This window comes from Halomonas gemina, assembly GCF_023554995.1.
In the GTDB taxonomy this organism is placed as follows: Bacteria; Pseudomonadota; Gammaproteobacteria; order Pseudomonadales; family Halomonadaceae; genus Halomonas; species Halomonas gemina.
Genome location: NZ_JAMJPK010000002.1, coordinates 303,745 through 316,208, shown reverse-complemented (window position 1 = coordinate 316,208; position 12,464 = coordinate 303,745). Strand labels below are relative to the sequence as shown.

Here is a 12,464-nt window from a genome sequence, read left to right as displayed (position 1 = left end):
GCCAACGACGAAGGCCCGCGCATGGCGGGCCTTCATCAAGGGTGGGGAAGTGCCTGAGCTCAGCCCTCCAGCACCTCGATCACCTGGGCGGTGATGTCGTCGATGCTGCCCACCCCTTCGACGCGATGGTATTCCGGGGCCGCCTCGGGGTCCTCCTTGGCCCACTGCCGGTAGTAGTCGACCAGCGGCGCGGTCTGCTCGTGGTAGACCGCCAGGCGGTTGCGCACGGTGGACTCGCGGTCGTCGTCACGCTGGATCAGCGCCTCGCCGGTGACGTCGTCCTTGCCCTCTTCCTTCGGCGGCTGGTACTCGACGTGATAGACGCGGCCGGAGTCCGGGTGCACACGGCGGCCGGCCAGGCGCTTGACGATCTCTTCGTCGTCCACGGCGATTTCGAGCACGTGATCGATCTTGACCTCGGCATCCTTCATGGCCTGGGCCTGGGGGATGGTGCGCGGGAAGCCATCGAACAGGAAGCCGTTGGCGCAGTCGGGCTGGCTGATGCGCTCCTTGACCAGGGCGATGATGATGTCGTCGGACACCAGGCCGCCGCTGTTCATGATCTCCTTGACCTTGAGCCCCAGTTCGCTGCCCTCCTTCACGGCGGCACGCAGCATGTCGCCGGTGGAAATCTGCGGGATGTTGAACCGCTCGCAGATGAACTGGGCCTGGGTGCCCTTGCCGGCACCGGGGGCGCCCAACAGGATCAAACGCATCTGACTGCTCCTTGAAGTGTCAATCTCGTACACGAAGAAAGGGAAGACCCGAACGATAACCGGGCCGTCAGGCCCAGACAAGCGACGGGGCCACCCGCACGCCGTCTAAAGGCGAAAAAAGTGCCGCGCATCAACCTCCTGGCAGCCGAATAGCACTTTGGTCTGCACTGCCTCCCACAAAGCACAACGGCGCCTTGCGGCGCCGTTGTGCCAGGCAGGGTGGCCTCCTAGAGCAGCAGGCGACGGATGTCCGTCAGCAGCTGGCCCAGGAGGGCGGTAAAGCGCGCCGCATCGGCGCCGTTGACCGCCCGGTGGTCATAGGAGAGGCACAGCGGCATCATCAGCCGCGGCTGGAAGGCCTGTCCGTCCCACACCGGCTTCATCTGCGCCTTGGAGATGCCGAGGATGGCCACCTCCGGAGCGTTGACGATCGGCGTGAAGGCGGTGCCGCCGATGGAACCCAGGCTGGAGATGGTGAAGCAGCCACCGGTCATCTCATCACGCTTGAGCTTCTTCGACTGGGCCTTCTTGGCCAGCTCTACGGACTCCTTGGCCAGTTCGATCAGCGACTTCTGGTCGGCATCGCGGATCACCGGCACCATCAACCCGTCCGGGCTATCCACGGCGATGCCGATATGCACATACTTCTTGTGCACCACCGTCTCGCCATCGCTCTTCAGGCTGACGTTGAACTGCGGGTACTGGCGCAGCGCGAAGGCGCAGGCCTTGATCAGGAAGGGCAACGGCGTGAGCTTGGCCCCCTGGGCCTCGGCCTCGGCCTTCATCGACTTGCGGAAAGCCTCCAGCTCGGTGATGTCCGCCTCGTCGAACTGGGTGACGTGGGGCAGGTTGACCCAGCTGCGATGCAGGTTGGTGGCGCCCATCTTCATCAGGCGGCCCATGGGCTTCTCTTCCACCTCGCCGAACTGGCTGAAGTCCTGATCCGGGATCGGCGGGATACCACCACCGGCCGCTGCCGCCGACGGGGCTGCCGCGGCAGGCGCCTGGGCCCTGCCGTCCATCACCTGCTTGATATAAGCGTGGACGTCCTCCTTGAGGACGCGATCCTTGGGGCCGCTGGGCTTGACCAGCCCCAGGTCGACCCCCAGCTCACGAGCCAGCATGCGCACCGCCGGGCCAGCATGCACCAGTTTGCCGTCGCGCGGCTTGTGGGCAGCCATCTGGGCCTCGGGACTCGGCAAGCCGGCAGGGGTCGCGGCGGACGGGGCGGCAGGCGCCTCGGCCTTCGGCGCGGCCTGCTCCTCTGGCCGCTTGGCGGCGGGCTTGCTGCCGGCCACCGGGGTGCCGGCCACCTCGATATAGCCGATCAGGTCGCCCTCGGAGACGGTATCGCCTTCCTTGACGGTCAGCTCCACCAGCTTGCCCTTGTAGGGGCTGGGCACGTCCATGGAGGCCTTGTCGGACTCCAGGGTGATCAGTGGGTCCTCCTCCTCGACCTCGTCGCCGGCGCTGGCGGCGATCTCGATGATCGGCACATCGGAGGAGCCGGAGAGGTCCGGGACGCGAACCTCCTTGCGTTCCGGCTCGCCACCACCGGCACTCTCCTCCTCGGCCTGGGCCGACGCCTGCGGGGCGCTTGCTGCCGGCTCGGGCGCCGGCTCCGCGGCGGGTTCGGCATCGCTGCCCCCTTCGCCCTCGACTTCCATGGTGCCGATCACGTCGCCCTCGGAGACGGTGTCCCCCTCCTTGACGGTGAGCGAGACCAGCTTGCCGGCATGGGGGCTCGGCACGTCCATGGAGGCCTTGTCGGACTCCAGGGTGATCAACGTATCCTCGGCGGCCACCTCGTCGCCCTCGGCCACCGCCACCTCGATGATCTCCACATCCGCGGAGCCACCCAGATCAGGAACCTTGACCTCGACGGTCTGCTTGCCACCGCCACGCTTGGCAGCGGGCTTCTCCGCGGCCGGCTCGGGCGCCGATTCGGGCGCCTTCTGCGCCTCGGAGGCCTTGCTCTTCTCCTCGGTCTCGCCGCCGCCCTCGACCTCGATCTCGACGATGTCGTCGCCCTCGGAGACGGTGTCGCCCTCCTTGACCAGCACCTTCAGCACCTTGCCGCCCTTCGGCGCCGGCACGTCCATGCTGGCCTTGTCGGACTCCAGCGTGATCAGGGTGTCCTCGGGGGCGATGACGTCGCCTTCGGCCACCGCGATCTCGATGATTTCCACATCGGTATCGCCACCGATGTCCGGAACTTTGATGATTTCGCTACTCAAGGTCGCGCTCCTTCAAACTCTTGACGGGGGCGGGCCCCGCGGGCCCGCCATGCCACCGGATCAGTCGGTCGGCGCCTCACACCTCAAGCGGGTTGGGCTTGGCCGGGTCGATGCCGTACTTCTTGAGCGCCTCGCCGACGACCTTGCGATCCAGCTCGCCACGGTCGGCCAGTGCCTTGAGCGCGGCCACGGTCACGTAGCGGCGGTCGACCTCGAAGAAGGCGCGCAGCTTCTCGCGGGTATCGGAGCGGCCGAAGCCGTCGGTCCCCAGTACATGGTAGTCGGTCGGCACCCAGGCGCGGACCTGGTCGGCGAACAACTTCATGTAGTCGGTGGCGGCGATCGCCGGGCCTTTGCGGCCTTCCAGGCAGGCCGTGACGTGGGGCTTGCCCGGCTCGACCTCGGGGTTGATGAACGCCTGGCGGTCGATCTCCAGGGCCTCGCGGCGCAGTTCGTTGAAGCTGGTGACGCTCCAGATGTCGGCGCCCACGCCCCACTCCTCGACGAGCATCTCGGCGGCGGCCTCGACCTCGCGCAGGATGGTGCCCGAACCCATCAGCTGAACGCGACCCTTGTCGCCCGAGGTCTCGCGCAGCAGATACATGCCCTTGATGATGTCCGCGGCAGGGACTTCCTCGAGGGCCGGGTGTTCGTAGTTCTCGTTCATCACCGTCAGGTAGTAGAAGCAGTTCTCCTTGTCGGCGAACATGCGCTTCAGGCCGTCCTGGACAATCACCGCCACCTCGTGGGCATAGGTCGGATCGTAGCTGCGGCAGTTGGGAATGGTCGAGGCCAGGATATGTGAGTGTCCATCCTGGTGCTGGAGACCTTCGCCATTGAGCGTGGTCCGTCCAGCAGTGCCACCGACCAGGAAGCCGCGGGCCTGCATGTCGCCAGCCGACCAGGCCAGGTCACCGATACGCTGGAAGCCGAACATCGAGTAGTAGACATAGAACGGCAGCAGCGTGATGTTGTTGTTGGAGTAAGAGGTCGCCGCAGCGATCCACGCCGACATGGCGCCCGCCTCGGTGATGCCCTCCTCGAGGATCTGGCCCTTCTGATCCTCGCGATAGAACATGATCTGGCCCTTGTCGACCGGCTCGTACTTCTGCCCCTCGGAAGTGTAGATGCCGAGTTGGCGGAACATGCCCTCCATGCCGAAGGTGCGCGCCTCATCGGGAATGATCGGCACCACGCGCTCGCCGAGCTGCTTGTGCTTGACCAGACCGTTCAGCACACGCACGAAGGCCATCGTGGTGGAGACCTCGCGCCCCTTGGAGCCGCCGGTCTGCGAGGCGAAGATCTTGTCATCCAGCGAGGGGATCTCCAGGGCCTCGAAGTCGCTTCGCCGGCTCGGCACGTAGCCGCCCAGACGCTCACGCTGCAGGTGCATGTACTTGAGCTCCGGGGAGTCATCCTCGGGCTTGTAGTACGGCACTTCCTTGAGCTGCTCGTCGTTCAATGGAATGCCGAAACGATCGCGGAATGTCTTGAGTGCCTCGTACTCCATGGTCTTGACCTGGTGGGCCTCGTTGGCGGCCTCACCGTCACCGCTACCCATGCCATAGCCCTTGACGGTGTGCGCCAGGATCACGGTGGGCCGGCCATTGGCGTTCCGGGTCGCCTCGTGATAGGCCGCATACACCTTGAAGGGGTCATGGCCGCCACGGTTGAGCTTCCACACGTCCTCGTCGGACATGTCCTTGACCATCTCGGCCGTCTCCGGGTACTTGCCGAAGAAGTGCTCCCGGGTGTAGGCGCCGCCGTTGGCCTTGTAGTTCTGGTACTCGCCGTCGACCGCCTCGTCCATGCGCTTCTGCAGGATGCCCTTCTTGTCCTTCTCGAAGAGCGGGTCCCAGAGGCGGCCCCAGACAACCTTGAGAACGTTCCAGCCGGCGCCGCGGAACACCCCTTCGAGTTCATCCATGATGCGGCCATTGCCGCGGACCGGACCGTCCAGACGCTGCAGGTTGCAGTTGATGACGAAGATCAGGTTGTCGAGATTCTCGCGGCTGGCCAGGTGGATGGCGCCCAGGGATTCCGGCTCGTCGCACTCGCCGTCGCCCATGAAGCACCAGATCTTGCGATCGTGCATCGCCTTGAGCCCGCGCGCATCGAGGTACTTCATGACGTGGGCCTGGTAGATGGCCTGAATCGGCCCGAGGCCCATGGACACCGTGGGGAACTGCCAGAAGTCCGGCATCAGCCAGGGATGCGGGTAGGACGAGAGGCCATCGCCATCCACCTCCTGACGGAATTTGTCCATCTGCTCTTCGCTGAGGCGGCCAAGCAGGTAGGAGCGAGCATAGACGCCCGGCGCCACATGGCCCTGGATGTAGACCAGGTCGCCCTCGAAGTCGCCGTTCGGCGCACGGAAGAAATGGTTGAAGCCCACATCGTAGAGCGTTGCCGCCGACATGAAGCTGGCGATATGGCCACCCAGCCCCGGGTTCGCACGATTGTTGCGAATCACCTGAGCAATGGCGTTGTAACGCACCAGCGAACGAATCCGCCGCTCCATGAAGAGATCGCCCGGCATCGGCGCCTCGCGATGCACCGGGATGGAATTGCGATGCGGGGTGGTCACCGAGAAGGGCACCTGCATGCCATCGCGACGCACACGGTCGGCCAGGCGCGTCATCAGGTACCGGGCACGATCCTCGCCCTCGCGATCCAGGACCGACTCCAGGGAATCCAGCCATTCCGTGGTTTCGACCGGATCGAGATCTTCTCTTGATTCCAGACTCATAGACGTCTCTCCGAATGACGGTGGGGACTACAGCCCCGAAGAGGGGCGAGTGGCGCTCATGTTCGGACGTGCAGACCGAACGCGTCAGGCCTGTAGTTGTTTTACAAGGTGGCGTGATGTGCGGTTGCCGTTGGCGCGAAGATACCGTAAACGCCCGGCCCTGCCAATTCAAGATAAAATGGAAATAGTTTCCACATAACCCATATTGCACCGCAACACAGGGGATTACGTACCCCCGCAACGTCGAATCCGCCCCCTCTCAGGAAGTTGTAGCTAAACTACCGTATGAAGCAAGCGTGCCATTCATGCTTGATCGACAAGGCCTCACTGGCACCCTCGGGAACGTATTCTTTCCATCTCCTGGCGAAAGTAGGCCCAGTCGAAGGCGGGGCCCGGGTCGCTCTTGCGCAGCGGGGCCACCCGGGCATGGCTGGTGATGCGCGTCTCGTCGAGGGCCGGGTAGGCCGCCAGCAAGGCAAGGGTGACGGCCGCGAGGGCCCGGTACTGGGCGCCGGTGTAGGGGCTGACCTCGTCCCCCTCCAGCTCGATGCCCAGGGCGAAGTCGTTCAGCGCCTCTCGCTCGCGCCCACCGTCTCGCCACCGCGAGCGACCGGCATGCCAGGCCCGCGCCTGGAAGGGCACGAACTGCACGCACTCCCCGTCGCGGCGGATCAGCAGGTGGGCCGAGACGCGCAGGTCGGCAATGGACGCGAAGAAGGGGTGTGCCTCGGGGTCGAGCCGGTTGGTGAAAAGCCGCTCGATATGCTCTCCGCCGAAGGACCCGGGCGGCAGGCTGATGGAGTGCAGCAGCAGCAGCGAGACCTCCCCGGCCGGACGTGCATCCTGGTTGGGCGAGGGCAGGTGCCGGGCTCCCGGCAGCCAGCCGTCGTCGATACACATGGTTTTTCCCTGACGTTGATGCATGGGTTTCCCTATAATGACCGCCTCAAGCCTCCCCGCACAGAGATGGACCCGCCATGCATTATCAGGACGCCCTTGCCGAAGAGATCCGTGACAGTGCCGCCCGGCTGCTGGCCGAGGACGTCGGCCCCGGTGACATCACCGCCCAGCTGGTGCCCGAGAAGCAGATGGCCAGGGCCCGGGTGATCACCCGCGAGGCGGCGGTCCTGTGCGGCGTGGCCTGGGTCGACGAGCTGTTCCGGCGCCTCGATGCCCGGGTCGCCCTGCACTGGCAGGCCGCCGACGGCGACCGCCTCGCCCCCGGCCAGGCCTTCCTCGAGCTTGAGGGCCCCGCGCGCAGCCTGCTCACCGGGGAGCGGGCCGCGCTCAACCTGCTGCAGACCCTCTCCGCCACGGCGACCCGCACCCGCCACTTCGCGGACCTGCTCGAGGGGACCGGCGTACGCATGCTGGACACCCGCAAGACGCTGCCCGGGCTGAGGCTCGCCCAGAAGTACGCGGTGACCTGCGGCGGCGGTCACAACCACCGCATCGGCCTCTTTGACGCCTTCCTGATCAAGGAGAACCACATCGCGGCCTGCGGCGGCATCGCGGCCGCCGTGCGCGAAGCCCGCAGCATCGCCCGCGACCTACCGGTGGAGGTGGAGGTGGAGACCTTCGAGGAGTTGGACCTGGCGCTCGCCGCCGAGGCCGACGTGATCATGCTCGACAACTTCAGCCTCGACGACATGCGCGAGGCGGTGCGTCGCACCGCTGGGCGCGCCACCCTGGAGGCCTCGGGCAACGTCGACGAGGGCACCCTGCGCGACATCGCCGAGACCGGCGTGGATTGCATCTCGAGCGGCGCCTTGACCAAGGATGTCAGGGCCATCGACCTGTCGATGCGCATCATCGAGCAGGAGGCCTGAGCGGCCCCTCAGGTCTCGACGGCGACCAGCCGCTTCTCGAGCCGCTGGCGGTAGAGGCGCTCGCCGCCACGCTCGACCCAGTCATCACCCAGCGGCTGCCAGCCGCGGTGCACCAGGCCATCGACCAGCATGGCGCTGGCCTCGATGGCGGCCCGGGACACGCCCTGCTCGAGAAGCAGTCGCTCGGCATGCACCAGCAGGGTCGAGCCGATCCCGCGCCGGCCCAGCGACGGCCAGACATAGAGGGTCTCGATCCGCCCGCGGGGCATGTCCAGCTCCAGGAATCCCACGCAGCGGCCCTCGCAGTCGGCGACCAGGGTGGTGTAGAGCGCCTGGCGCGCCGCCCAGGCACTGCCATCCCGAGGCAGGACCATCGCCCAGGCCTGTCGCTCGGCCAGCGAGTAGTGCCCCGCCGCGCCCTGCATCACGGCGTGGTGGAAGACCTCGGCCTGGTCGGCGGCGTCGCGGGCCCGGGCCGTGCGATAGACGATTCGCGGCCCACGACAACGCCCGGTGGGAGGCGGTTCGGCCGGCTCGGTGCCGGTGTCGATATCGGCAAGACGCATGCGAGACCTTCCTGAGATGATGACCAGCCCAGCAGACTACCCAAGCCACGCCGCAGGGCCAAGCCCTGCGGGTGGACACCTTCAGGATATGCCATGAACGACCGCCCCGCCCCGTCCGAGGCCTTCCATCTGACGCCCATCGGCATCATCGAGAGCGACTTCCCGGACAAGTTCGGCATCCCGCGCCAGCCGGGCCTGGCAACGGCGGCCCGGGCGTCACTGGTGCTGGTCCCGCCCTTCGACGACCCGCTGGCGGTGAGAGGCCTTTCGGCCTTCAGCCACCTCTGGCTGACCTTCATCTTCCATCTCAGCCCCGAACAGGCCGGCCCTGCACGCTGGACGCCGCTGGTGCGCCCGCCTCGCCTGGGCGGCAACGCCAAGGTGGGAGTCTTCGCCAGCCGCAGTACCCACCGCCCCAACCGCCTGGGGCTGTCGCTGGTGGAGCTGGTCGAGATCGACACCGCCCACGGGGTGCGCCTGGGGCTTCGCGGCGCCGACATGGTCGACGGCACCCCGGTGCTCGACATCAAGCCCTACCTGCCCTGGGCAGAGTCTCGCCCGGAGGCCCGCGCCGGTTTCGCCCCCGAGCCACCGCCGACCCTGGTGGTCAGCCTCTCGCCCGAGGCCGAGGCCGTGCTGGACGGGCGCCCCGACGGCGACTCGCTGCGTGAACTGATCCGCCAGGTGCTGGCCCAGGACCCGCGCCCCGCCTACCGCCGCGGCGCCGAGGCGCGTATCTACGGGGTCAGGCTGCGCGACGTGGACGTGCGCTTCCAGGCGCTCCAGGCGCAGGCCGGCCCCACCACCCTGAGGGTGGTCGAGGTCGTCCCGGCCCAGGGCCGGACATGACAAAGGGCCCCGCGGGGCCCTTCTCGCATCGTGCGAACGGCCTCAGTCGAAGTCGATGCCGATGCGTCGGCCCACCTCCTCGTAGGCCTCGATCACGCCGCCCAGCCCCTGGCGGAAGCGGTCCTTGTCGAGCTTCTCGCGGGTCTCGGCGTCCCACAGGCGACAGCCGTCCGGGGAGAACTCGTCGCCCAGCACGATCTCGCCCTTGAACAGGCCGAACTCCAGCTTGTAGTCCACCAGCAGCAGGCCTCCCTCGGCAAAGAGTTGCTTGAGCACCTCGTTGACGCGGAAGGTGAGCGCCTTCATCTCGGCCAGCTGCTCGGGGGTCGCCCAGCCGAAGGTCTCGGCCAGCGACTCGTTGATCATAGGATCGTGCAGGGCATCGTTCTTGAGGAACAGCTCGAAGGTGGGGGGCTCGAGGGCCTGGCCCTCCTCCACGCCGAGGCGCTTGACCAGGCCGCCGGCGGCGATGTTGCGCACCACGCACTCCACCGGGATCATCTCGAGGTTCTTCACCAGGCTCTCGGTGTCGGAGAGGCGCCGGTCGAAATGGGTGGGGATACCAGCCTCCTGCAACTTCTCCATGATGAAGGCATTGAAGCGGTTGTTGACCATGCCCTTGCGGGCCAGCGACTCCATGCGCTCGCCGTCGAAGGCGCTGGTGTCGTCGCGGAAGGTCAGGATCAGGCGATCGGGGTCATCGGTGGCATGGACCGACTTGGCCTTGCCGGCATAGAGTTCTTGGCGCTTTTCCATAGGGAGCCTCCAGAGGCACGGATACGAGTCAGGATGGTCGTTCAGCCGAGGGTCTGCCAGGCCAGGCCAGGGTCCTGGGCGGCGACCCTCAGCCGGGATTCATCGCCGTCGAGCAGCGGCACCAGGGCCGCCAGGGCCAGCTCGGGGCGGTTGTTGTGTTCCGAGAGGTGCGAACAGACGATGTGCTGCAGGCGGTCGAGCCCCAGCCGTTGCAGCAGCCAGGCCGCCTGGCCGTTGGCCAGGTGCCCCCAGTCGCCGCCGACCCGTCGCTTGAGGCTGGCGGGATAGGGGCCCTCGGCGAGCATCCGCGGGTCGTGGTTGCACTCCAGCACCAGGCCGTCGCAGCCGGCGAAGGCCTCGACCACATGCACGCTGGGATGCCCCAGGTCGGTAAGCAGGCCGAGGCGCCGTTCGCCGGCAGTGATGCGAAACTGCACCGGCTCCCGGGCGTCATGGGGCACGGTGACCGGGTCGATGGTCAGCCCCTTGACCGCGAATCGGGCCTGGGGAGTGATCCAGTGGCAGCGTGGCAGCTCGCCGAGCCGGCCCGACAGCCAGGTGCCCGGCGTCAGGTAGACCGGCATCCCGTGACGGCGGGCCAGGGGGCCGACACCCCGCACATGGTCACCATGCTCGTGGGTCACCAGCAGGGCATCGAGCTGGCGGGGATGCAGCCCCAGGCCAGCCAGACGGCGTTCGGTCTCGCGCAGGGTGAAGCCGCAGTCGACCAGCAGGTGCGTCTCGCCGTCGCTGACCAGGGTGGCGTTGCCCTTGCTGCCGCTGCCCAGGGAGGCGAAGGAGAGGCATCCGCTCCCGCCCGGCACCGTGTTGCTCATCAGCGCAACAGGCCCGCCACCCGCTCGAGCAGCTCGCGCTGGTCCTCGGTGGAGAGCGCTTCCTCGCCGGCGCTCTGGGCCTTGAGCACGGTCTCCTCAGGGCCACGAGACTCCATCACCAGGCGCACCTGGCGGGGCGACTCGCCCAGGTTGAGGGTCGCCATCGAGCGCAGCAGGCCCCGCTCGCGCTCACTGCGGGTCAGGTAGTCCACCAGGAAGCTGCGCGAGGCGGGGTCGCGCTCAAGCAGCTCGCGGCGGCCCTCGACCGAGAAATCGAGCTCCAGCTGATGGCTGAGCTCGGCCCACAGACGGTCCGTCGCGAAGGGCAGGATGACCTGCCAGTCGTCACCGCGCTGCTCGAATCGGGCACGATCCTGGGCAACGGGGCGCTGCGCGGTCAGCGAGGCGGCGCTCGACGAGGCGCTGAATGCCTCGAAGTGGCGCTCCAGCGCCGTCAGACAGGCTGCCTGGGGGGCGCCGCCCTGCTCGCAGCGTATCTCGCTGTCGCCGCTGCGCAACCCCTGGCGGACGCTGAGCCTGGCCTGGTCGGTCTCCAGGATACCGCGGCGCGAGTCGCTGGCGGTCACGGTCAGGCCGCGGCTCTGCACGAAGCGCTCGAGCTCCGGCCACACCGTTGCCGGTGCCGCTCCGACCACCAGCCAGCGCTCGTCACCGATCGCGCGACGCTCGACATAGCCTCGTTCCCTGGCGCGCCCGGGCGACAGGGCCTGGGGGAGCGGTGCCTCGACCACGCCATCCTCGGCGGGCCGCGTGCCGCTCACCTCGGGGACCGGCATGGCATCCCGGTAGCGGTCGGCATCGCGGCCATCCGGCAGCACCAGGGGCGCATTCTCCTCGGCCTCGTCGTAGTCGAGGTTGCGATCATGATAGAAGCCATCACGGGCACAGCCGGCCGTGGCCAGGGCGATGACCGCCACCAGCGGCATCCATTTCAGCGCAGAGTTCATGCGTCCACCTTGCCTAGAGTTGTGGTGCGGTGTCGGACACCGCTCAATCGTCGATCAGCCCCGCCAGCTGCAGGGCCTCGCTGACGGTGGAGTGATACTTCTCGGAGAGCCAGGTCAGCGGCAGCCGGATGCCGGGCTCGATGTGGCCCATGCGGTACAGCGCCCACTTGACCGGGATCGGGTTGGACTCGATCCCCAGGTTGGTGTGCAGCGGCATCAGCCGGGTGTTGATCTGGTGGGCCCGGTCGGCATCTCCGGCCACGGCGGCACTGCACAGCTCGTGCATGGCCCGCGGCGCCACGTTGGCCGTCACCGAGATGTCGCCATGGCCCCCCATCAGCATGAAGTCGCAGGCGGTGGCGTCATCCCCGGAATAGAGCATGAAGCCGCTGCCCTCGAGGCGCGCGATCAGGTCCTCGGCGCGCTCCAGGTTGCCGGTGGCGTCCTTGAGCCCGATGATCCTGTCGACCTCGGCCAGGCGCAGCACGGTCTCGTTGTAGATGTCCGAGCAGGTGCGTCCCGGAACGTTGTAGAGGATCACCGGCAGGTCGCTGCTCTCGGCGATGGCCTTGAAGTGCCGGTAGAGCCCTTCCTGGGTGGGCTTGTTGTAGTAGGGCGCCACGGTCAGGCAGCAATCCGCCCCGACCTCGCTGGCGTAGCGGGCCAGCTCCACCGCCTCGGTGGTATTGTTGGAGCCGGTGCCGGCGATCACCGGAACGCGTCCGTTCACCTCCTCCACCACGGTGCGGATGACATCGAAATGCTCGGCGAACGACATGGTGGTCGGCTCGCCGGTAGTGCCGGCCGCGACGATCGCATCGGTGCCATTGTCGAGATGAAAGTGCACCAGGCGGCGCAGGGCCTCCCAGTCGATATCGCCGTTGACCTTCATCGGCGTCGCCAGCGCGACGATACTGCCAGTGATCATCCTCTCGATTCCTCTCGATTCGCCTGCATT

Annotated in this window: 11 protein-coding genes; 2 read left to right on the top strand and 9 right to left on the bottom strand. The window is 67.3% G+C overall.

The genetic code is table 11. The features are described 5' to 3' along the window. Positions 1-59 precede the first annotated feature (59 nt). The 4 genes from adk to ampD form a co-directional block, all read right to left on the bottom strand. Positions 60-716: an adenylate kinase gene (adk, locus tag M8009_RS05490; RefSeq protein ID WP_250059771.1), complete on the bottom strand. Its 657-nt coding sequence runs from the start codon at positions 714-716 to the stop codon at positions 60-62. Between the two features lie 227 nt (positions 717-943). Further along, positions 944-2,953 (bottom strand): pyruvate dehydrogenase complex dihydrolipoyllysine-residue acetyltransferase, encoded by a 2,010-nt coding sequence (gene aceF, locus M8009_RS05485; protein WP_250059769.1) that lies wholly within the window; start codon positions 2,951-2,953, stop codon positions 944-946. Between the two features lie 76 nt (positions 2,954-3,029). Further along, positions 3,030-5,702, bottom strand: coding sequence for a pyruvate dehydrogenase (acetyl-transferring), homodimeric type (gene aceE, locus M8009_RS05480; RefSeq protein WP_250059767.1), 2,673 nt, complete (start codon positions 5,700-5,702; stop codon positions 3,030-3,032). 324 nt (positions 5,703-6,026) lie between these two features. Next, the gene (gene ampD / locus M8009_RS05475) at positions 6,027-6,602 is read right to left on the bottom strand and encodes a 1,6-anhydro-N-acetylmuramyl-L-alanine amidase AmpD (protein WP_250059766.1); all 576 of its coding nucleotides are present in this window, start codon (positions 6,600-6,602) and stop codon (positions 6,027-6,029) included. Positions 6,603-6,679: 77 nt separating this feature from the next. On the opposite strand from ampD, the gene nadC reads away from it, so the two are divergent. Further along, positions 6,680-7,531, top strand: coding sequence for a carboxylating nicotinate-nucleotide diphosphorylase (nadC, locus tag M8009_RS05470; RefSeq protein WP_250059765.1), 852 nt, complete (start codon positions 6,680-6,682; stop codon positions 7,529-7,531). A gap of 8 nt (positions 7,532-7,539) precedes the next feature. On the opposite strand, the gene M8009_RS05465 is transcribed toward nadC, so the two are convergent. Further along, on the bottom strand, positions 7,540-8,097 hold the full coding sequence (locus tag M8009_RS05465; protein ID WP_250059763.1) for a GNAT family N-acetyltransferase: 558 nt from the start codon (positions 8,095-8,097) through the stop codon (positions 7,540-7,542). 93 nt (positions 8,098-8,190) lie between these two features. Here M8009_RS05465 and tsaA point away from each other — a divergent pair, with 93 nt between their 5' ends. Continuing rightward, on the top strand, positions 8,191-8,946 hold the full coding sequence (tsaA, locus tag M8009_RS05460) for a tRNA (N6-threonylcarbamoyladenosine(37)-N6)-methyltransferase TrmO (RefSeq protein ID WP_250059761.1): 756 nt from the start codon (positions 8,191-8,193) through the stop codon (positions 8,944-8,946). Between the two features lie 42 nt (positions 8,947-8,988). On the opposite strand, the gene purC is transcribed toward tsaA, so the two are convergent. From purC to dapA, 4 genes are read right to left on the bottom strand one after another with little or no spacing between them, the layout of a single operon-like run. Beyond that, positions 8,989-9,702: a phosphoribosylaminoimidazolesuccinocarboxamide synthase gene (gene purC, locus M8009_RS05455; RefSeq protein ID WP_250059759.1), complete on the bottom strand. Its 714-nt coding sequence runs from the start codon at positions 9,700-9,702 to the stop codon at positions 8,989-8,991. A gap of 41 nt (positions 9,703-9,743) precedes the next feature. Next, positions 9,744-10,538 (bottom strand): MBL fold metallo-hydrolase, encoded by a 795-nt coding sequence (locus tag M8009_RS05450; RefSeq protein ID WP_250059757.1) that lies wholly within the window; start codon positions 10,536-10,538, stop codon positions 9,744-9,746. Further along, a complete protein-coding gene (locus tag M8009_RS05445) occupies positions 10,538-11,506 on the bottom strand; it encodes an outer membrane protein assembly factor BamC (RefSeq protein WP_250059747.1) in 969 nt (322 codons plus the stop codon). Before M8009_RS05445 ends, M8009_RS05450 begins: the two co-directional genes overlap by 1 nt. Positions 11,507-11,549: 43 nt before the next feature. Continuing rightward, complete coding sequence (dapA, locus tag M8009_RS05440; protein WP_250059745.1) at positions 11,550-12,434, bottom strand: 4-hydroxy-tetrahydrodipicolinate synthase; 885 nt, start codon at positions 12,432-12,434, stop codon at positions 11,550-11,552. Positions 12,435-12,464: the final 30 nt, after the last annotated feature.

Bases quoted from the DNA above. Each gene is read 5' to 3' on its own strand.
- adk (WP_250059771.1), bottom strand. From the start codon at position 716: ATGCGTTTGATCCTGTTGGGCGCCCCCGGTGCCGGCAAGGGCACCCAG.
- aceE (WP_250059767.1), bottom strand. From the start codon at position 5,702: ATGAGTCTGGAATCAAGAGAAGATCTCGATCCGGTCGAAACCACGGAA.
- ampD (WP_250059766.1), bottom strand. From the start codon at position 6,602: ATGTGTATCGACGACGGCTGGCTGCCGGGAGCCCGGCACCTGCCCTCG.
- nadC (WP_250059765.1), top strand. From the start codon at position 6,680: ATGCATTATCAGGACGCCCTTGCCGAAGAGATCCGTGACAGTGCCGCC.
- M8009_RS05465 (WP_250059763.1), bottom strand. From the start codon at position 8,097: ATGCGTCTTGCCGATATCGACACCGGCACCGAGCCGGCCGAACCGCCT.
- tsaA (WP_250059761.1), top strand. From the start codon at position 8,191: ATGAACGACCGCCCCGCCCCGTCCGAGGCCTTCCATCTGACGCCCATC.
- purC (WP_250059759.1), bottom strand. From the start codon at position 9,702: ATGGAAAAGCGCCAAGAACTCTATGCCGGCAAGGCCAAGTCGGTCCAT.
- M8009_RS05450 (WP_250059757.1), bottom strand. From the start codon at position 10,538: ATGAGCAACACGGTGCCGGGCGGGAGCGGATGCCTCTCCTTCGCCTCC.
- M8009_RS05445 (WP_250059747.1), bottom strand. From the start codon at position 11,506: ATGAACTCTGCGCTGAAATGGATGCCGCTGGTGGCGGTCATCGCCCTG.
- dapA (WP_250059745.1), bottom strand. From the start codon at position 12,434: ATGATCACTGGCAGTATCGTCGCGCTGGCGACGCCGATGAAGGTCAAC.